General features: G+C 41.8%; 20 protein-coding genes, 1 tRNA gene and 1 riboswitch. Of the genes, 18 read left to right on the top strand and 3 right to left on the bottom strand.

Annotated elements, in window-relative coordinates:
- Positions 1 to 36: 36 nt before the first annotated feature.
- From rsmD to HMPREF1115_RS08230, 8 genes are all read left to right on the top strand, one after another.
- Positions 37 to 576, top strand: coding sequence for a 16S rRNA (guanine(966)-N(2))-methyltransferase RsmD (rsmD, locus tag HMPREF1115_RS08260; RefSeq protein WP_000706945.1), 540 nt, complete (start codon positions 37 to 39; stop codon positions 574 to 576).
- A complete protein-coding gene (coaD, locus tag HMPREF1115_RS08255; RefSeq protein ID WP_001280720.1) occupies positions 566 to 1,054 on the top strand; it encodes a pantetheine-phosphate adenylyltransferase in 489 nt (162 codons plus the stop codon). Before rsmD ends, coaD begins: the two co-directional genes overlap by 11 nt.
- Positions 1,038 to 2,075 carry a SepM family pheromone-processing serine protease gene (locus HMPREF1115_RS08250; protein ID WP_000730772.1) on the top strand — a complete coding sequence of 346 codons (1,038 nt, stop codon included), beginning with the start codon at positions 1,038 to 1,040 and terminating at the stop codon, positions 2,073 to 2,075. Before coaD ends, HMPREF1115_RS08250 begins: the two co-directional genes overlap by 17 nt.
- A 55-nt stretch (positions 2,076 to 2,130) precedes the next feature.
- Entirely contained in the window at positions 2,131 to 2,361 is a 231-nt protein-coding gene (locus HMPREF1115_RS11935) for a DUF1146 family protein (protein ID WP_002892633.1), read from the top strand.
- Between the two features lie 23 nt (positions 2,362 to 2,384).
- Positions 2,385 to 3,668, top strand: a complete 1,284-nt coding sequence (murA, locus tag HMPREF1115_RS08245; protein ID WP_000411918.1) for a UDP-N-acetylglucosamine 1-carboxyvinyltransferase — start codon at positions 2,385 to 2,387, stop codon at positions 3,666 to 3,668.
- Positions 3,655 to 3,849 (top strand): DNA-directed RNA polymerase subunit beta, encoded by a 195-nt coding sequence (locus tag HMPREF1115_RS08240; RefSeq protein WP_000739701.1) that lies wholly within the window; start codon positions 3,655 to 3,657, stop codon positions 3,847 to 3,849. The genes murA and HMPREF1115_RS08240 overlap by 14 nt, the downstream gene beginning before the upstream one ends.
- A gap of 40 nt (positions 3,850 to 3,889) precedes the next feature.
- Positions 3,890 to 4,714 carry a DNA/RNA non-specific endonuclease gene (locus HMPREF1115_RS08235; protein ID WP_000358999.1) on the top strand — a complete coding sequence of 275 codons (825 nt, stop codon included), beginning with the start codon at positions 3,890 to 3,892 and terminating at the stop codon, positions 4,712 to 4,714.
- Between the two features lie 137 nt (positions 4,715 to 4,851).
- Positions 4,852 to 6,183: a hemolysin family protein gene (locus HMPREF1115_RS08230; RefSeq protein WP_000390013.1), complete on the top strand. Its 1,332-nt coding sequence runs from the start codon at positions 4,852 to 4,854 to the stop codon at positions 6,181 to 6,183.
- 133 nt (positions 6,184 to 6,316) lie between these two features.
- Here HMPREF1115_RS08230 and HMPREF1115_RS08225 read toward each other — a convergent pair.
- A tRNA-Cys gene (locus HMPREF1115_RS08225) sits at positions 6,317 to 6,387 on the bottom strand.
- Positions 6,388 to 6,686: 299 nt separating this feature from the next.
- On the opposite strand from HMPREF1115_RS08225, the gene HMPREF1115_RS08220 reads away from it, so the two are divergent.
- The 5 genes from HMPREF1115_RS08220 to HMPREF1115_RS08200 all read left to right on the top strand — a co-directional run bounded on the left by HMPREF1115_RS08220 (position 6,687) and on the right by HMPREF1115_RS08200 (position 13,171).
- The gene (locus HMPREF1115_RS08220) at positions 6,687 to 8,666 is read left to right on the top strand and encodes a peptide ABC transporter substrate-binding protein (RefSeq protein ID WP_000749703.1); all 1,980 of its coding nucleotides are present in this window, start codon (positions 6,687 to 6,689) and stop codon (positions 8,664 to 8,666) included.
- Between the two features lie 66 nt (positions 8,667 to 8,732).
- Positions 8,733 to 10,229, top strand: a complete 1,497-nt coding sequence (locus tag HMPREF1115_RS08215; protein ID WP_000759891.1) for an ABC transporter permease — start codon at positions 8,733 to 8,735, stop codon at positions 10,227 to 10,229.
- Complete coding sequence (oppC, locus tag HMPREF1115_RS08210; RefSeq protein ID WP_000103695.1) at positions 10,229 to 11,155, top strand: oligopeptide ABC transporter permease OppC; 927 nt, start codon at positions 10,229 to 10,231, stop codon at positions 11,153 to 11,155. The genes HMPREF1115_RS08215 and oppC overlap by 1 nt, the downstream gene beginning before the upstream one ends.
- Before the next feature lie 8 nt (positions 11,156 to 11,163).
- Positions 11,164 to 12,231 carry an ABC transporter ATP-binding protein gene (locus HMPREF1115_RS08205; protein ID WP_000589651.1) on the top strand — a complete coding sequence of 356 codons (1,068 nt, stop codon included), beginning with the start codon at positions 11,164 to 11,166 and terminating at the stop codon, positions 12,229 to 12,231.
- Positions 12,232 to 12,241: 10 nt separating this feature from the next.
- On the top strand, positions 12,242 to 13,171 hold the full coding sequence (locus HMPREF1115_RS08200; RefSeq protein ID WP_001291309.1) for an ATP-binding cassette domain-containing protein: 930 nt from the start codon (positions 12,242 to 12,244) through the stop codon (positions 13,169 to 13,171).
- Positions 13,172 to 13,259: 88 nt separating this feature from the next.
- Here the strand turns inward: HMPREF1115_RS08200 and HMPREF1115_RS08195 are convergent, their stop codons facing one another.
- Positions 13,260 to 14,699 carry a TrkH family potassium uptake protein gene (locus HMPREF1115_RS08195; RefSeq protein ID WP_001043428.1) on the bottom strand — a complete coding sequence of 480 codons (1,440 nt, stop codon included), beginning with the start codon at positions 14,697 to 14,699 and terminating at the stop codon, positions 13,260 to 13,262.
- Positions 14,700 to 14,702: 3 nt separating this feature from the next.
- Entirely contained in the window at positions 14,703 to 16,052 is a 1,350-nt protein-coding gene (gene trkA, locus HMPREF1115_RS08190) for a Trk system potassium transporter TrkA (RefSeq protein ID WP_000706810.1), read from the bottom strand.
- Between the two features lie 399 nt (positions 16,053 to 16,451).
- Between trkA and HMPREF1115_RS08180 the strand changes: the two genes are divergently transcribed.
- From HMPREF1115_RS08180 to pheS, 5 genes are all read left to right on the top strand, one after another.
- Positions 16,452 to 16,955 (top strand): tRNA (cytidine(34)-2'-O)-methyltransferase, encoded by a 504-nt coding sequence (locus tag HMPREF1115_RS08180; RefSeq protein ID WP_000181371.1) that lies wholly within the window; start codon positions 16,452 to 16,454, stop codon positions 16,953 to 16,955.
- A 40-nt stretch (positions 16,956 to 16,995) separates the two neighbouring features.
- Positions 16,996 to 17,214, top strand: a riboswitch (FMN riboswitch).
- Positions 17,215 to 17,367: 153 nt separating this feature from the next.
- Positions 17,368 to 17,931: an ECF transporter S component gene (locus HMPREF1115_RS08175; protein ID WP_000185814.1), complete on the top strand. Its 564-nt coding sequence runs from the start codon at positions 17,368 to 17,370 to the stop codon at positions 17,929 to 17,931.
- Positions 17,921 to 18,571, top strand: coding sequence for a phosphatase PAP2 family protein (locus HMPREF1115_RS08170; protein ID WP_002882449.1), 651 nt, complete (start codon positions 17,921 to 17,923; stop codon positions 18,569 to 18,571). Before HMPREF1115_RS08175 ends, HMPREF1115_RS08170 begins: the two co-directional genes overlap by 11 nt.
- A 27-nt stretch (positions 18,572 to 18,598) precedes the next feature.
- Complete coding sequence (locus tag HMPREF1115_RS08165; protein WP_001265615.1) at positions 18,599 to 19,018, top strand: hypothetical protein; 420 nt, start codon at positions 18,599 to 18,601, stop codon at positions 19,016 to 19,018.
- Between the two features lie 311 nt (positions 19,019 to 19,329).
- A complete protein-coding gene (pheS, locus tag HMPREF1115_RS08160) occupies positions 19,330 to 20,376 on the top strand; it encodes a phenylalanine--tRNA ligase subunit alpha (RefSeq protein ID WP_000103734.1) in 1,047 nt (348 codons plus the stop codon).
- Positions 20,377 to 20,399: the final 23 nt, after the last annotated feature.

Here is a 20,399-nt window from a genome sequence, read left to right as displayed (position 1 = left end):
TTCTCTTTTTGCCTATAATTTGGTATAATAAACGGTATGAAAATCGTATCAGGAATCTATGGGGGGCGTCCCCTCAAGACGCTAGAAGGCAAGACGACGAGGCCGACATCAGATAAGGTGCGTGGAGCTATCTTTAACATGATAGGTCCCTATTTTGAGGGTGGTCGTGTTTTGGATCTCTATGCTGGCAGTGGTGGTCTGTCTATTGAAGCTGTGTCAAGAGGGATGTCCCATGCTGTCTTAGTGGAACGGGATCGAAAGGCGCAAGCTATCATCGCTGAAAACATCCAAATGACCAAGGAAGTTTCCAAATTTCAGCTCTTAAAGATGGAGGCTGAACGGGCCTTGGAGCAAGTGAATGGTCCCTTTGACCTGGTCTTTTTAGACCCTCCCTATGCCAAGGAACAAATCGTTGCAGATATCGAAAAAATGGCAGAAAGAAACCTTTTCTCCGAAGAGATCATGGTTGTCTGCGAAACCGATAAGTCTGTAGAACTTCCAGAAGAAATCGCCTGCTTAGGCATCTGGAAGGAAAAAATATATGGGATTAGTAAGGTGACGGTCTATGTCAGATAAAATTGGATTATTTACAGGTTCATTTGATCCGATGACAAATGGACATTTGGATATCATTGAACGTGCCAGCAAACTCTTTGATAAGCTCTATGTCGGGGTGTTCTACAATCCCCACAAACAAGGTTTTCTCCCCGTTGAAAACCGCAAACGGGCAGTCAAAAAAGCGGTGGCGCATTTAGATAATGTAGAGGTGCTGGCTTCTCATGACCAGCTAGTCGTCGATGTTGCAAGAAGACTGGGGGCTAAAACCCTTGTCCGTGGCTTGCGAAATGCTACAGACTTGCAATATGAGGCTAGTTTTGACTACTACAATCATCAACTGGCTCCAGAAATCGAAACCATTTACTTATATAGTCGCCCAGAGCATCTTTATATTAGCTCTTCAGCCATGAGAGAACTTCTGAAGTTTGGTCAGGAGATTCAGCAATATGTCCCAAACAGTGTTGTGGAGGAATTAGAACATGAAGAAAAAAACTAGATGGCCCTTATATGTCATCCTAGCACTAGTATTGACTTTTTTGGCCTTTGTAGTACCTTTACCATACTACATAGAAGTTCCAGGTGGAGCGGAAGATATTCGTCGCGTTTTAAAAGTCAATGAAACAGAAGACACAGAAGCAGGAGCTTACCAGTTTGTAACAGTCGGCATTCGACATGCAACCCTATCGCATCTTGTCTATGCTTGGTTAACACCTTTCACAGATATTAGAAGTGCCAAGGAGACTACGGGTGGCTCTACTGATGCAGAGTTTATGCGGATCAATCAGTTTTACATGCAAACTTCTCAAAATATGGCCAAGTATCAAGGATTGAAGACGGCTGGTAAAGATATCGAACTCAAGTATCTTGGAGTCTATGTCTTGACCGTGACGGACAATTCAACTTTTAAGGGTATTCTGAACATTGCAGATACTGTGACGGCTGTTAATGACAAAACATTTGACAGTTCAAAAGACTTGGTCGACTATGTCAACTCTCAACAATTAGGGGACACGGTCAAGGTAACCTATGAAGAAGACGGAAAAGTCAAGTCTGCAGAAGGTAAAATTATCACTCTCGAAAACGGGAAAAACGGGATTGGGATTGGTTTGATTGACCGTACGGAAGTGACCAGTGACGTTCCAATTCGCTTTTCAACAGCTGGTATCGGCGGGCCAAGTGCCGGTCTCATGTTTAGCCTCGCTATTTACACCCAGATAGCAGATCCAGGACTTCGTAATGGCCGCATCGTTGCGGGAACGGGAACTATTGATCGTGATGGGAATGTTGGTGACATTGGTGGAATTGACAAAAAAGTAGTTGCAGCCTCTCGCCAGGGAGCCAACATCTTTTTTGCTCCTGATAATCCAGTCACTGAGGAAGCAAAAAAAGCAGATCCCAATGCGAAAAGCAACTATGAAACAGCCCTAGAAGCTGCTAAAACGATCAAAACAGAGATGAAAATCGTTCCTGTTAAGACCTTGCAGGATGCAATTGATTACCTTAAAAACAATCCCTAATTCGTAGAAAAATCGAAAACTAGCGCGCAAGCGGATAAGATGGTATAATAGTCAAATGGTTCAATTATTATTCACTCTAAGTAGTCATATACTCTTTATTTATTTGAGTTTTTACCTTTTGAAGGATCTTGTGAGATGGGAAAAGGTTTTAAAAGTGACCGCTACTAACACAAAAAAAGTTCGTTTGTTGGTAGGCTTCTTTAGTATTGTGATGGGCTACATCTTGAGTTCATTCTTTATCAGTTTATACCAACTGTGGCAAGAAGCGCTTAGAGGACTATTATAAAATCAAAAGTAAAGGAAACAGCTATGGAAAAAATTGTGGTTCAAGGCGGGGATAATCGTCTGGTCGGGAGTGTGACGATCGAGGGAGCAAAGAATGCAGTCTTGCCCTTGTTGGCAGCGACTATTCTAGCAAGCAAGGGTAAGACAGTCTTGCAGAACGTCCCAATCTTGTCAGATGTTTTCACCATGAATCAAGTGGTTCGAGGTCTGAATGCCAAGGTGGACTTTGATGAGGAAGCTCATGTTGTCGAGGTCGATGCAACTGGTGATATCACGGAGGAAGCTCCATACAAGTATGTCAGCAAGATGCGTGCATCCATCGTTGTCTTGGGACCAATCCTTGCTCGTGTAGGCCATGCCAAAGTTTCTATGCCAGGGGGATGTACCATCGGGAGTCGTCCCATTGACCTTCACCTCAAAGGTTTAGAAGCTATGGGGGCAAAGATTACCCAGACAGCTGGTTACATCGAAGCCAAGGCCGAACGCCTGCATGGCGCTCATATCTACATGGACTTCCCTAGTGTCGGCGCAACACAAAATCTGATGATGGCAGCGACTCTAGCTGATGGTGTCACAGTGATTGAAAATGCTGCGCGTGAGCCAGAAATTGTTGATCTTGCTATCCTTCTTAATGAAATGGGAGCCAAGGTCAAGGGAGCTGGTACAGAAACCATCACAGTGACTGGTGTCGAGGAACTCCATGGAACAACTCATAATGTGGTACAGGACCGTATCGAAGCTGGAACCTTTATGGTGGCTGCAGCTATGACTGGTGGAGATGTCCTCGTTCGTGATGCAGTCTGGGAACACAATCGCCCCTTGATTTCAAAACTACTTGAAATGGGCGTTGAAGTGACAGAGGAGTCAGAAGGTATCCGTGTTCGTTCTCAACTTGAAAATCTCAAGGCTGTTCATGTAAAAACCTTACCACATCCAGGATTCCCAACAGATATGCAGGCGCAATTTACAGCTCTGATGACAGTCGCAAAAGGGGAATCCACCATGGTGGAAACAGTGTTTGAGAATCGCTTCCAACACTTAGAGGAAATGCGCCGTATGGGCTTGCACTCAGAGATTATCCGTGACACAGCTCGTATTGTTGGGGGACAGGCTTTACAGGGGGCAGAAGTTCTATCAACGGACCTTCGTGCCAGTGCGGCCTTGATTCTGACAGGTCTGGTGGCGCAGGGAGAAACAGTTGTCGGTAAGTTAGTCCACCTTGATAGAGGTTACTACCGTTTCCATGAGAAATTGGCTCAGCTAGGAGCGAAGATTCAGCGAATCGAGGCAAATGATGAAGAAGAATAAAAACTTACGCTATGTACTCCGTCGTTTACTGTTGATTTTTATCGTGCTATTGCTAGGCTTTCTGGCTTTAGGAATCGGCTTGATGGTAGGCTATGGAATCCTAGGAAAGGGACAGGATCCATGGGCTATCTTGTCTCCAGCAAAGTGGCAGGAATTGATTAGCAAATTTACAGGAAATTAGACTGGGAGACCAGTCTTTTTCTAAAGAAATAAGGAGAAAAATGGACAAAAAAACAAGACAAGCTCTGATAGGGTTACTTATATTCTTACTCTTGGCTGCTGGAAGCTACTATATCAAGCAGATGCAGACAGCGCCAAACACCCCTAGAACCAAGGTTAGTCAGAAAAAACAAGCTTCAGAAGCTCCCAGTCAGGAGCTGGCAGAAAGTGTTTTAACTGAGTCAATCAAAAACCAAATTAAGGGGGGGCTCGAGTGGAATGGAGCAGGGGCCTTTGTTGTCAATGGCAATAAAACCAATCTAGATGCCAAGGTTTCAAGCAAACCCTATGCGGATAATAAAACAAAGATAGTGGGAAAAGAAACAGTCCCGACTGTTGCCAATGCCATCTTATCCAAAGCGACTCGGCAGTATAAGAATCGTGAAGAGACTGGAAATGGCTCAACCTCTTGGACGCCACCAGGATGGCATCAGGTCAAGAATCTCAAGGGAGCCTATACACATGCAGTTGATAGAGGACACCTGCTGGGTTATGCCTTGATAGGTGGTTTGGATGGTTTTGATGCCTCTACTAGCAATCCCAAGAACATTGCAGTCCAGACAGCTTGGGCAAACCAAGCGCAGGCTGAAGATTCGACAGGTCAGAACTACTATGAGAGTTTGGTCAGAAAAGCCTTGGACCAAAATAAGAGAGTCCGTTATCGGGTGACGCTCCACTATGCGACAAATGAGGACCTAGTTCCATCTGCTTCACAAATCGAAGCCAAGTCTTCAGATGGCGAATTGGAATTCAATGTCCTAATCCCCAATGTTCAAAAGGGAATCCAGCTTGATTACCGAACAGGGCAAGTAACAGTGACGGATTAGAAACAATAGATACAATAAAAAAACAGCTCCTTTGTCTTCTAGAGGCAGGGGAGTTGTTCTTTAAATGAAAAATAATGTGAATCCTGAGGGATTTTATGATATAATGGAACACAAGATACTATTTTAGGAGAAGGACTATGGAAGACCCGAGCAGTCAGAATTTGTTGCTACAGTTTGTATTGTTATTTATCTTGACCTTGTTAAATGCTTTTTTCTCAGCAACTGAAATGGCGATGGTGTCACTAAACCGTTCCCGAGTGGAGCAAAAGGCAGAAGAGGGAGACAAACGTTACATTCGTTTGTTAAAGGTACTTGAAAATCCTAACCACTTTTTATCAACCATTCAAGTCGGTATCACCTTGATCACGATCTTGTCAGGGGCAAAATTGGCAGATACACTTGGACAAGTAATTGCCTCTTGGATGGGGAATGGAGAAACAACTTATGCCATTGCAAGTTTCCTCTCTTTGGCATTCTTGACCTACATCTCTATTGTTTTTGGTGAACTCTATCCTAAACGGATTGCCCTTAATCTAAAAGATGCCTTAGCCATTCGCTCTGTTCCGATTATCATTGGACTTGGGAAGATTGTCAGTCCCTTTGTCTGGTTGTTATCTGCTTCAACTAATCTCTTGAGTCGTTTAACGCCAATGACCTTTGATGATGCGGATGAAAAAATGACTCGAGATGAAATTGAGTACATGTTGACCAAAAGTGAGGAAACTTTGGATGCAGACGAAATCGAGATGTTACAAGGGATCTTCTCTCTAGATGAGCTGATGGCGAGAGAAGTCATGGTTCCTCGGACAGATGCCTTTATGGTGGATATTCAGGATGATAGTCAAGCCATTATCCAAAGTATTTTAAAACAAAACTTTTCCCGTATCCCAGTTTATGATGGGGATAAGGACAATGTGATTGGTTTGATTCATACCAAGCGTTTGCTAAACGCTGCCTATGCAGATGGTTTTGAAAATATTGTCTGGAAGAAGATCTTACAAGATCCACTCTTTGTTCCTGAAACTATTTTTGTGGATGACTTGTTAAAAGAATTGCGAAATACCCAAAGACAAATGGCCATTTTGCTCGATGAATATGGTGGTATGGCTGGTTTGGTAACTCTGGAAGATCTTTTAGAAGAGATTGTCGGTGAGATTGATGACGAGACCGATAGGGCAGAAATCGAAGTCCATCAAATCGGTGAGGACACCTATATTGTACAGGGAACCATGAATCTTAACGACTTCAATAACTACTTTGGTGTCGAACTAGAAAGCGATGATGTGGATACCATCGCCGGTTATTATTTGACGGGTGTTGGTACGATTCCAACAACTGAGAAAATCAGTTACCAACTGGTCAGTCAAAACAAGCAAATCGTCCTGACCAACGATAAGGTGAAAAATGGACGTGTTACCAAGGTAAAAGTTCAAATCACAGAACTAGAACCTGAAGAAGAAACAGAATAAAGCAGTGACTCAAGTCACTGCTTTTTGTAAATCTAGATGGTAGGTTCAGTTATCCCCACTTATTAGGAATACTAAAAAAGCCCGGTTTTGCGAGCTTTTCATTTGGTTAATTCCTGTTAATTCAGGTACTGAAAGGCGGTAGACGGATTTGAACCGACGATCAAGCTTTTGCAGAGCCGTGCCTTACCACTTGGCTATACCGCCTCAACGTTTATTATTATACCTTGAAAATCATTTCCCGTCAATAGTTTCTTATTCTAAAATCCAATTTAGGAAAACAGATGGTGATTGAAGAAGTGAGAAAAAGCTTGTAAAAATCCCGTTCTAAAGAGGGTCGGACTAGAAAGTATTTCTTGCAGAAACAAACAAAGAATGCAAGAATTTTGACAAATAGAAGTTTTTTGAAGAAATGCGCCTAAATATTCTGAAAATTCGTTTACTTTTTAAAAGATATATGTTATAATTTCCAATAAGCCTAAATTTTTCAAAGAGGAGTTAACAATATGAAAAAAAGTAGAGTATTTGTCGCAGCAGGAATTGCCCTATTAGCAACTGGCGTTTTAGCTGCTTGTGGTTCTTCAAAATCATCTGATTCTACAGCGCCAAAAAATTATGGCTATATTTATTCAGCTGACCCAGAAACTTTGGATTACCTCATTTCAGGGAAACAAAGTACTAAGGTTGCCACTTCAAATGGTATCGATGGTCTTTTCACAAACGACAAGTATGGGAACCTAGTCCCTGCAGTTGCAGAAGACTGGTCAGTTTCAAAAGATGGTTTGACTTATACCTACAAGATTCGTAAGGGTGTCAAATGGATGACATCAGATGGCGAAGAGTATGCTGAAGTGACAGCTAAAGACTTTGTAAATGGCTTGAAACACGCAACTGATAACAAGTCTGAAGCACTTTATCTAGCAGAAGATTCAGTTAAAGGTCTAGCTGACTATAAAGCTGGAAACAATAAAGATTTTGCTTCAGTCGGTGTAAAAGCAGTTGATGATTATACCCTTGAATACACTTTGAACAAACCAGAACCATACTGGAACTCTAAGCTAGCCTACTCAATCTTCTGGCCATTGAACGAAGATTTTGAAAAATCAAAAGGGGCTGACTTTGCCAAAGCAACTGACCCTACATCATTGCTTTACAATGGTCCGTTCTTACTGAAAGGTTTGACTGCTAAATCTTCTATTGAATTCGCTAAGAATGAAAATTACTGGGACAAAGATAATGTTCACATTGATAAAGTAACCCTTGCTTTCTATGATGGATCAGACCAAGAGTCAATTGAACGTAACTTTACAAGTGGAGCCTATAGCTATGCTCGTCTCTTCCCAACAAGTTCAAACTACTCTAAGGTAGAAGAAACATACAAAGACAATATCTACTACACTCCATCAGGACCTGGTATTGCTGGTTTGGGTGTGAATATTGACCGTCAAGGTTACAAATACACTTCTAAAACAACTGATGAAGAGAAGACTTCTACCAAGAAAGCCCTTCTTAACAAGGACTTCCGTCAGGCTTTGAACTTCGCCTTTGAGCGTACTTCTTACTCAGCACAAATTAATGGTAAAGAAGGTGCTCCTCTTGCAGTTCGTAACCTCTTTGTGAAACCAGGTTTTGTCTCTGCAGGTGAAAAAACTTTCGGTGACTTGGTAACTGAAAAGATGGCTGCTTACGGTGATGAGTGGAAGAATGTTAACTTTGCGGATGGTCAAGATGGACTCTTCAACGCCGATAAAGCCAAAGCTGAATTTGCCAAAGCTAAAACAGCATTGGAAGCAGAAGGTGTGAAATTCCCTATCCACTTGGATATCCCAGTAGACCAAACATCTAAAAACTATATTGCACGTATTCAATCCTTCAAACAATCCGTTGAAACAGTACTTGGAGAAGAAAACGTAGTCATCGATATTCAACAAATTTCTAAAGATGAGTTGCACAATATCACATACTATGCCGCAAACGCTGCAGCAGAAGATTGGGATCTCTCAGGAGCAGTTGGATGGAGCCCAGACTATGAAGATCCATCAACTTACCTTGATATCTTGAAAACAACTAACAGCGAACAAACAAAAACTTACATGGGTTATGATGATCCAGCAAATGCAGCAGCTGCCCAAGTTGGTTTGAAGGAATACGATAAGTTAGTTGATGAAGCTGCAAAAGAAACCAATGACTTGAATGTGCGTTATGAAAAATATGCGGCTGCTCAAGCTTGGTTGACAGACAGCTCACTCTTCTTGCCAGCTATGTCATCAAGTGGTGCTGCACCATTCATTTCTCGTGTTGTGCCTTTCTCTGCATCATACAGTCAATCTGGAGATAAGGGCTCAGACGTATACTTTAAGTATATTCAGTTACAAGACAAGGTTGTAACAAAAGCTGATTATGAACAAGCTCGTGAAAAATGGCTCAAAGAGAAAAAAGAATCAAACGAAAAAGTTCAAAAAGAATTGGCTAATCACGTTAAATAAATAACTCTCAAGAGAACTTTCTCTCCATGAGGAGAAGGTTCTTTTGGGATTTTAAAAGGAAACGATATGAAGAAATATATTTTTATGCGTGTATTGCGTTCATTGTTGTCTATTTTCTTGGTGACAACCTTGACATACACAATTATTTATACGATGGTTCCTCGAAAATTGATTTTCAAGCAGGATACCAACTATAACAAGATTGCAACGACGCCGGACAAGCGGGATAATTATGAAAATACCGTTTATGAACGGATGGGCTATATCGAGTACTACGATACCAAAGAGTTGCAAGAAAGAGCGAGCACAATGGACTCATCTGTAACAGTGGATGCCAATGATACCAATAAGGCAATCTACGAAAAATACATCAACCAACTAGGAAATGGTTGGACACTTGGTGTGTTCTCAGAAAGTGGTCAATTCTATGCTACGCGTGAAATTCCGATTTTTGAACGTGTTTTCAAATTCTATGCGAACTTGATTGATATTGATCATCCAAACAAAATTCAAGACCCTGAAAATCCAAACTTGCAACGTTATCTTCGTTTTGAAAATGACCCTGCTATCGGTTGGTCATTGGTTGGTTCAGGTACAAAACACAAATACCTTTTGTATTTCAACAATCAATTCCCATTTGTACACCAAAACTTTGTGAACATTAACTTGGGAGATTCTTACCCAACTTATGCAAACACACCAGTGCTTCAAGTTATCACACAAGGTCAGGGACAAACTAAGACATCAGAAGTTCAATTCCCTACAGGTAAAAAGACTTCATCTGTAGATATTTACTCTCGTACTTACAAATCTCCAAGTCAAGCAGATGCGCGTGAAGTAGCCAACTATGGTAAAGACGATCCATATACAGCTACAGAAAGCAATTATCAATATCCTTCAATGATCGCAAGCTCAGCGGTTGCTGGTTTGATTGGTTTGATTATTTCGTATGCGATTGCGATTCCACTTGGATCTGCTATGGCTCGCCACAAGAATACTTGGATTGATAGCTTCTCGACAGGTGCTCTAACCTTCTTGCTTGCCCTTCCAACGATTGCCTTGGTTTATATCGTGCGCTTGATTGGATCATCTATCGGTCTGCCAGATTCATTTCCTATTTTGGGAGCAGGGGACTGGCGTTCATATGTCTTGCCAGCAGTCATTCTAGGTTTGCTGGGTGCACCAAGTACAGCTATCTGGATTCGTCGTTACATGATCGACTTGCAATCTCAGGACTTCGTTCGTTTTGCTCGTGCCAAAGGTTTGTCTGAAAAAGAAATTTCAAATAAACACATCTTTAAAAATGCCATGGTTCCACTGGTTTCAGGTATTCCTGGTGCCGTAATCGGAGTTATCGGTGGTGCAACATTGACAGAAACGGTCTTCGCTTTCCCAGGTATGGGTAAAATGTTGATTGACTCTGTTAAGGCATCAAACAACTCAATGGTAGTTGGTCTTGTCTTCATCTTCACATGTATTTCTATCTTCTCACTCTTTGTAGGAGACATCTGGATGACTATGCTTGACCCACGTATTAAATTGACAGAGAAAGGAGGCAAATAATGTCAACAATCGATAAAGAAAAATTTCAGTTCGTAAAACGTGACGATTTTGCCTCTGAAACAATTGATGCTCCTGCCTATTCATACTGGGGTTCTGTATTTAGACAATTTCTAAAGAAAAAATCAACAGTGATTATGTTGGGGATTTTGGTTGCCATTATCTTGATGAGCTTTATTTACCCAATGTTCTCAAACTTTGACTTCAACGATGTAAGTAAGGTCAATGACTTTTCTGCTCGTTTTATCAAACCCAATGCTGAACATTGGTTTGGTACAGATAGCAATGGTAAATCCTTGTTTGATGGGGTGTGGTTTGGTGCGCGTAACTCTATCCTCATCTCTGTAATTGCAACTTTTATCAACCTTGTGATCGGGGTTATTGTTGGTGGGATTTGGGGGATTTCAAAATCCGTTGACCGCGTCATGATGGAAGTTTATAACATTATTTCAAACATTCCATCTCTCTTGATTGTCATTGTCTTGACTTACTCAATTGGTGCTGGTTTCTGGAATCTGATTTTTGCCATGAGTGTGACAACTTGGATTGGGATTGCTTATATGATTCGTATCCAAATCATGCGTTACCGTGACTTGGAATACAACCTTGCTTCTCAAACACTTGGAACACCAACCTTTAAAATCATTGTTAAAAACATCATGCCACAATTGGTATCTGTTATTGTTTCTACAATGACCTTGATGTTGCCAAGCTTCATCTCTTATGAAGCCTTCCTTTCCTTCTTTGGATTGGGATTGCCTGTAACAGTGCCAAGTTTGGGACGTTTGATCTCAGATTACTCACAAAACGTTACGACCAACGCTTACTTATTCTGGATTCCGTTGACAACCTTGATCTTGGTATCCCTATCTCTTTTCGTTGTTGGTCAAAACCTAGCGGATGCTAGTGATCCACGTACACATAGATAGGAGTAGACATGATAAAAGGAAAAGATGTAATTTTGACTGCTCGTGATATTGTCGTGGAATTTGACGTTCGTGACAAAGTTCTGACGGCTATCCGAGGAGTTTCTTTGGACCTGATTGAAGGGGAAGTTCTTGCCCTGGTAGGTGAATCAGGTTCTGGTAAATCTGTATTAACAAAAACCTTTACAGGGATGTTAGAAGACAATGGACGTATTGCCCAAGGAAGCATCGACTATCGTGGACAAGACTTGACCGCTCTTACTTCTAACAAGGAATGGGAGAAGATTCGTGGTGCTAAAATTGCGACCATCTTCCAAGACCCTATGACAAGTTTGGACCCAATCAATACAATCGGTAGCCAAATCACTGAAGTTATCGTTAAACACCAAGGAAAAACAGCCAAGGAAGCCAAAGAGATGGCAATCGACTATATGAACAAGGTCGGAATTCCAGACGCTGAAAAACGTTTTGACGAGTATCCTTTCCAATATTCTGGAGGGATGCGCCAACGTATCGTTATTGCGATTGCCCTTGCCTGTCGTCCAGATATCTTGATCTGTGACGAGCCGACAACGGCCCTTGATGTAACCATTCAAGCGCAAATCATTGATTTGCTTAAAACTTTACAAAACGAGTACCACTTTACCATTATCTTTATCACCCATGACCTTGGTGTGGTAGCAAGTATTGCCGATAAGGTAGCGGTTATGTATGCTGGTGAAATTGTAGAATACGGAACTGTTGAGGAAGTCTTCTACGATCCACGTCATCCATATACTTGGAGTCTCTTGTCTAGCTTGCCACAGCTTGCTGATGATAAAGGGGAATTGTACTCTATCCCAGGAACACCACCGTCTCTTTATACTGAGTTGAAAGGTGATGCCTTTGCCCTTCGGTCAGATTATGCGATGCAAATTGATTTTGAAGAGAAGGCACCTAAGTTTTCAGTCACTGATACCCACTGGGCTAAGACTTGGTTGCTTCATGAGAATGCTCCTAAAGTTGAAAAACCTGGAGTCATTGCAGATTTGCATGACAAGATTCGTGATAAAATGGGCTTTGCTCATCTAGAAGACTAGGAGGAAGGAAATGTCTGAAAAATTAGTAGAAATTAAAGATTTAGAAATTTCCTTCGGTGAAGGAAGTAAGAAGTTTGTTGCGGTTAAAAACGCCAACTTCTTTATCAACAAGGGAGAAACCTTCTCTCTTGTTGGTGAGTCTGGAAGTGGGAAAACAACCATTGGTCGTGCTATTATTGGTCTAAATAATACTAGTAAAGGTGAGATCATCTTTGATGGTCATAAGATTAATGGGAAGAAATCTCATAAGGAATCATCAGATTTGATCCGTCGTATCCAGATGATTTTCCAGGACCCTGCAGCCAGCTTGAATGAGCGTGCGACAGTTGACTATATCATCTCTGAAGGTCTTTACAACTACCACTTGTTCAAAGATGAAGAAGATCGTAAAGAAAAAGTTCAAAAGATGATTCATGAAGTTGGACTTTTGAAAGAACACTTGACCCGTTATCCACACGAGTTTTCTGGTGGTCAACGCCAGCGTATAGGGATTGCCCGTGCTCTTGTGATGGAACCTGATTTCGTTATTGCGGATGAGCCAATTTCAGCCTTGGACGTATCAGTGCGTGCGCAAGTCTTGAACTTGCTCAAGAAGTTCCAAAAAGAGTTGGGCTTGACCTATCTCTTTATCGCGCATGACTTGTCAGTTGTTCGCTTTATCTCAGATCGTATCGCGGTTATCTATAAGGGAGTTATCGTCGAAGTGGCGGAGACAGAGGAGTTGTTTAACAATCCTGTCCACCCATACACTCAAGCGCTTCTATCTGCTGTACCGATTCCAGATCCAATCTTGGAACGCAAGAAGGTCTTGAAAGTTTACGATCCTGACCAACATGACTATGAGACAGACAAGCCGTCTATGGTGGAAATCCGTCCAGGTCACTATGTTTGGGCCAATCAAGCAGAACTTGCTCGCTACAAGAAAAATCTTAAAGAATAAACAAATTAGGAGAGGACCAAAAGGTCTTCTCATTTTTAATAGAAAAAATCCCCTTTTACTAGCTTGTAAAAGGGGGATTGTATTATAATTAACGTTTAGACCAAGTACGTTTCATAAAGAGTAGCAAAATTGGGTATATCTCTAAGCGACCCGCAATCATTGCAAAGGAGAGCAGGATTTTAGAGATGGGACTGAAGATGGCAAAACTCGAGGTTGTACCTAGAATAGGTCCGATATTGTTAAAACAGCTGAAGACCGCACTGATCACGACTAGAAAATCATTGCTATCAAGACTGACGATAAAGATGAGGGAGAGAATAATCATCATATAGATAGCAAAATATTTAAGAATCTTGTGCTGGGTATCCTTATCAATCACAGTTTTATTGACGTGTAGAGTCAAAACACGGTGAGGGGATAAGGTGGACAAAATCTGATTTTTTGCGATTTTAGAGAGGATAAGTCCTCTGATTATCTTAAGACCACCTGCAGTTGAGCCAGCTGATCCACCGATTCCCATGAGGAAGAGGAGGATAAATTGGGAGAAGAGGGGCCAGTTGGTAATATCTCCGTAACCAAAACCTGTTGTCGTGATGATATTGGAGACCTGGAAGAAGGCCATTTCAACACTTTTAGAGACCCCTTGGTAGAGGTGGAGCGTATTAAGAGTAATCAAGCCGGTAGAAACTAGGACAATGATGATATATGCTCGTAGTTCTTCATCACCAAAGAAAGCCTTAACTCGGCGGAGCATGAGGTAGTAGTAGAGATTGAAGTTAACCCCAAAAACCAGAACTCCGATACTAACGAGATAGGTGATGAGTGAGCTACCGTAGTGGGCAATTCCGTCGTTATAGACGGTAAAGCCCCCAGTTCCTGCTGTTCCCATAGCGATGACAAAACTATCATAGAGAGGCATACCTGCTAGGTAGTAGATAACCACAAAAAGGGAGAAGAGAGCCAGATAAAGCAGATAGAGAATCTGGGCAGTGTTTTTTAGCTTGGATACGACCTTGCCAAAGACGGGTCCAGGGACCTCAGCCTTCATCACCTCCAAGTGGCTATTCTTGGCATTGTCCATAATGGCAAGCGCAAAGACGAGTACCCCCATCCCTCCGATCAAGTGGGTGAAACTTCGCCAGAAGAGGAGGGAACGAGTGAGGACGGAAACATCGTTCAGAATAGTTGCTCCTGTAGTTGTAAATCCAGAACTGATTTCAAAGAAGGCATCGATAATGCTGGGGATTTGTCCTGAAAAGACAAAGGGGAGGCCACCAAAGAAAGACCATAGAATCCAACAGAGGGCAACAATTAAGACCCCTTCCTTGGCATAAATCCGTTGGTTTTTCGGTTTCCGTAAAACGCCTAGGCCACCGAGAAGGACTAAAATTCCAATCGTAGAAAAGAGAGCGATAAATACTTGACTGGATTCTTGGTAATAGATCGCTACACTAACAGGAACTAGGAGAAGAACAGCCTCAATCAAGAGAAGCTTTGAGAGGAGGTAACGAATCATACTTTTATTCATTTTTTACCTCTCAATCAAATCATAAATTTTGGTGATATTTGGCAATAAGGTCGTCACGAGTAACTTGTCTCCCACCTCAAGCATATCCTCTCCAGTAGGGAAGATTGTTTTTCCTTTTCGGATAATGGCTGCGATGAGAACCCCTTTTTTCAATTTCAACTGTGATAGAGGTTTGGCAGTCATTTTATTAGCTTCCTTGATATGGAATTGTAGGGTTTCAATTTGACCATTTGCAAGATGGTGCATAGCTTGAAGATCTGAATACTGAGCGTTTACTCGACCACGGATAAAGTGCATAATGGTATCCACTGCGATGATTTTTGGGGTGATGATACTTGAAAAATCAGGCGCATGGATAATCTCTAGAAGGCTTGTTCGGTTGACCTTGGTGATATTCTTATGGACGCCAACTCGGTCAAGAAACATTGAGGTGATGATATTTTCCTCATCAACCCCAGTTAAGGTTGCGACTGCATCATAGTGGGGAGCACTTTCTTCCAGCAAAATGTCTTTTGCAGTTCCATCTCCTTGGACAATATAGAGATTGGGGAACTTTTCACTGAAGAAACGAGCTCTTTCAGGATTAATTTCGATGACCTTGGTATCAATGCGACTGTCTTTTAAAATGCCGAGTAGATAATAAGCAATTTTTCCAGCTCCAACGATAAGCAAACTTTTCACTGCACGTGATTTGAAATAGTTATGGAAAAGCATCATATCCACACGATTTCCCGTAACAAAAATCCTATCCTTGTCCTGGATAGTGACATCACCACTTGGAATCATGAGTTGATGGTCTCTCTCCATGGCACAGACAATGATGTCGCCAAATTTTTTACGGAAGTCTGAGATTGGCATTTGACAGAGACCGCTAGAATTTTTGATAACAAACTCCATGAGGCTGACCCGACCTCCAGCAAATCGTTCGACAGAGAGGGCATTAGGGAAATCAATGATATTTGAGATCGCACGCGCTGCCAGGAGTTCTGGATTAACAATAAGTGAAAATCCAAGAATATTTTTCTCTTTAAAATAGGCATTAGAGTATTCAGGATTTCGCACTCGAACGATGGTTTCTTTAGCACCCATTTTTTTAGCGAGTACCGCTGAAATCATATTCACTTCATCGTATTCAGTTAGAGCGATAAAGATATCGCACTCTTGAACACCAGCTTGCTCCAAGATGGCAAAGTCAGCACCATTTCCAAGGAGGCCCATGATATCAAAGCGACTGACAATGTGATTGAGGACAGCCTCATCTTGTTCGATGAGGACAACATCATGGTTTTCCGCTACTAGTGAACGACAGAGGGCAAAACCGACTTTCCCTCCACCAACAAGGACAATTTTCATATAAAAAACCTACTTTTTCATGATGTAACTATCATACCTTTTTTTAGCAAAAAATGCACTTGCTAAGGCGATTTTTAGGGGAAGAAAGGCTTTTTTCAAGTTTTGAAGATACATTTGTTTAACTTCTATGTCAATGTCTCTGATTTGAAGTAATTTGGCTCTTTTACCATACCTTTTCAGAAAGGAATGACCAAACATGAAAATATCATCAAAAAAAGTAAAAAAATCAAGTCGTTTCTATTGACAATGATTCTGAAAGTGTTATACTAAGGAAGTAGTTTCGCTGATTTACTTCAAACCTGTTGTGAGGTAAGTTAACGATGCCTTAACCACGCTGTTTGCTGAGCTTGACTCCGGGCAGTGTGGCTATTTTTTTGCAATGATAAAAGGAAACCCGTAATGACAAATCACATTGTATTATTCGAGCCTCAGATTCCACAAAATACAGGTAACATTGCGCGTACTTGCGCTGCGACCAATTCTCCCCTCCACATCATTAAACCAATGGGCTTTCCCATTGACGACCGAAAGATGAAGCGGGCTGGTTTGGATTACTGGGATAAGCTTGAGATTTATTTTTATGACAGCTTGGAAGATTTCATGTCTCAGATGAAAGGACAAGTCTATTTGATTTCGAAATTTGCTGAGAAAGTGTATTCTGAGGTGGATTTATCGACTGACGAAGACCATTATTTTCTTTTCGGACGTGAAGACAAGGGCTTGCCTGAGGACTTTATGCGAGACCATCCTGAGAAGGCTCTCCGTATTCCTATGAACGATGAACACGTTCGCAGCCTCAATGTTTCGAATACCGTCTGTATGATTGTCTATGAGGCTCTCCGTCAGCAACATTTTGCTGGTCTTGAGCTTGTTCACACCTATGAAGTAGATAAATTGAAATAATCAAAATGCTTGCACTTGCAAGCGTTTTTTGTTATGATAAAGGGGTCTTCAGGGCAGGGTGAAATTCCCGACCGGCGGTAAATTTGACTAGCTATTTTAGCTTTCTCGTCGTTGTCTTGTCTCGATATACTTTAAGTATTATCTTCGACTACGACGCCTAGATAAATCTAAAATATCTTAGCCAAATAAGTCCGCGAGCGCAAGCTGATGTGGTGCGATTCCACAACCGACAGTATAGTCTGGATGGGAGAAGACGAGAGAATGGCTTTGTCTGTTCTGATGAGTTTATAGATGAATTGCAACCGCTTGCTCAACAGAGTGAGAGGGAACTTTTGGGATATAAAAAGTGAGAATAGATAGAGGGATCCTTTCCAACTTCTTCTGATTTTATAGAAAATTGGAGGAACCTGTTATGACAAACACACGTCGAATTTCGACCATTGCGATTTTATCAGCCATTTCATTTGTGCTGATGTACTTTGACTTTCCGCTCTTGCCAGCGGCAACCTTCCTCAAGATCGAGTTTAGTATCTTGCCAGTCCTTGTGGGCTTGGTGGTGATGGATTTGCCAGCTGCTCTAGGAATTCTCTTGATGCGATCACTCTTGAAGTTGCTTCTCAATAGCCAGGGAGTGAATACTTACATTGGCTTGCCAATGAATATTGTAGCCTTGGGAGTTTTTGTTATCGCTTTTGGTTTGATTTGGAAAAAGGAACGCAGCACCCTTCGTTTCCTACTAGCATCTCTAGCGGGAACTGTCGGCTTGACTGCGGCTATGTTGGTTCTCAACTATGTCTATGCTGTTCCTTTGTACGCGCAGTTTGCCAACTTTGATATTGGAAAAATTTTGGGACTTTCCAACTACCTAATGACTATGGTATTACCTTTTAACCTGATTGAGGGTATCATCTTTGCCGTTTCATTCTGGTTGTTATATGTCCTCTTGAAACCAACCTTAAAACATTATGAGAGATAAACAAACATTTTTAATGAAGGGCAGTTTTGCCCTTTTACTTTTCGTCCTTCTTGGCTACATGGTTAAGTTTTACCCCGAAATGCTGGTCGGTTTTGACCAACCGCTTCAGACAGCTATTCGTGGGAACTTGCCAGATTATTTGACAGTTCTGTTCCGTGCTCTTACGCATTTGATTGATATCCCAGTGATTATCACCTGGGTTGTCATCGCGGCCTTTGTCTTTTATCGTAGGCAGTGGAAGATAGAAAGCTACTTCATGGCGGGCAATCTAGCCTTAGCTAGTCTTTTAATCGTGACCTTTAAAAATATTTACCAGCGCCCACGACCAGCTATCTTACATTTAGTTGAGGAGAAGGGATTTTCCTTCCCAAGTGGCCATTCTCTGGCAGTGACGCTGATGGTAGGGACTTTGATTGTCATTCTCAGTCAACGGATTAAAGATCCAGTCTGGAGAAAAATCGTACAAATCGTGCTAGGTCTCTACCTAGTCAGTGTGCTGGTATCAAGGGTCTATCTGGGAGTTCACTATCCATCAGATGTCCTTGCCAGTCTCTGTGTGGGCTTGGGAGTCCTGTTTATTGAATTTCCCTTCTATGACAAGCTCCGCTTCCAATGGCGATTTAAAGGCAAGCAGAAGTGAGTATCAAATTCCTTTGAGGAGAAAGAAATGAGAGTCAATATAACAGATCTCCATCCGACTCAACTATACTTATCAGAAAAGAAGTTACAAGATATCCAGACGCTTTATCAGTCGGCAGAAATAATCAATATTGCTCCAATCAGTGTTCTTGCATTCGGAGACTGCTTGCTAATTACAGACGGGCATCACAGGGCTTATCAGGCTTTATTGGCAGGTAGGGATACGATTTCTGCTGAGTGGGATAGAGATGGTGGTGATGAACTGTATTATCTCTATGCGCAAGCTTGTGAGGAAAGAAAGATTTACTCTGTTCTGGATTTAAAAAATCATATCGTATCTCAAGATGAGTATGAAGCAAAATGGTATAACTGGTGTGATGGTTTTAATCAAGCAGCAACTCTTTTATTGAAAAGGAAAGCAGATGAAACAGGTCCTACAAATAGGTAATGCATTGTGTCTTGTTCCTTTTATATTGAAATTAGTCTAATCTAACTTGTTTTTTAACTAAAAATCTGATAAACTATGTAGTAATTGAATAGGAATCTGCAAGACTAGTAACTCAAGGGAAGTATATCAGGGAGGAGAGCCGTGACTGCAAGCTCTCTATATGAAAGCTGGGCGAATTCACTTGCGCATGGATTTAGAAATGAAGGTCTGACTTGTCAGATGAAAACGGATGGTACCGCGTGTCAACGCTCCGAGTGGAGTTTTTGGCATGTGGTTTTCTTTTTATCTGATAAGTGACTGATGGAGGAATTATGTCAACTATTGAAGAACAATTAAAAGCACTTCGCGAAGAAACGCTAGCTAGCTTGAAGCAGATTTCTGCTGAAAATGAAAAAGAGATGCAGGATTTGCGTGTCTCTGTCCTTGGTAAAAAAGGGTCGCTTACTGAAATACTCAAAGGGATGAAAGATGTTTCTGCTGAGATGCGTCCAATCATTGGGAAACACGTCAATGAAGCTCGTGATGTCTTGACAGCGGCCTTTGAAGAAACAGCTAAGCTTTTGGAAGAAAAGAAAGTCGCAGCTCAACTAGCTAGCGAGAGTATCGATGTGACGCTTCCAGGTCGCCCAGTTGCGACTGGTCACCGTCACGTTTTGACACAAACCAGTGAAGAAATCGAAGATATTTTCATTGGGATGGGTTACCAAGTTGTGGATGGTTTTGAAGTTGAAAAAGACTACTACAACTTTGAGCGTATGAACCTTCCAAAAGACCACCCAGCTCGCGATATGCAGGACACTTTCTATATCACAGAAGAAATCTTGCTCCGTACTCACACGTCTCCAGTTCAGGCGCGTGCTATGGATGCCCATGATTTTTCAAAAGGTCCTTTGAAGATGATCTCACCAGGACGTGTATTCCGTCGTGATACAGACGATGCAACCCACAGTCACCAGTTCCACCAAATCGAAGGTTTGGTTGTTGGGAAAAACATCTCAATGGCGGATCTTCAAGGAACCCTCCAGTTGATTGTACAGAAAATGTTTGGTGAAGAGCGTCAAATTCGTTTACGCCCATCTTATTTCCCGTTCACTGAGCCATCTGTTGAGGTGGATGTTTCATGCTTCAAGTGTGGAGGAGCCGGCTGTAACGTATGTAAGAAAACAGGTTGGATCGAGATTATGGGTGCCGGGATGGTTCACCCACGTGTCCTTGAGATGAGTGGTATCGATGCGACTGTTTACTCTGGCTTTGCCTTTGGTCTTGGACAAGAGCGTGTAGCTATGCTTCGTTACGGAATCAACGATATCCGTGGATTCTACCAAGGCGATGTCCGCTTCTCAGAACAGTTTAAATAATGAATCAAACATGAGGATATTTT

Origin of the sequence: Streptococcus oralis SK610 (assembly GCF_000257455.1) — a bacterium.
GTDB classification, from domain to species: Bacteria; Bacillota; Bacilli; order Lactobacillales; family Streptococcaceae; genus Streptococcus; species Streptococcus oralis_CB.
The sequence above is the reverse complement of the archived record's forward strand: the minus strand, read 5'-3'. Positions and strand labels throughout refer to the sequence as shown.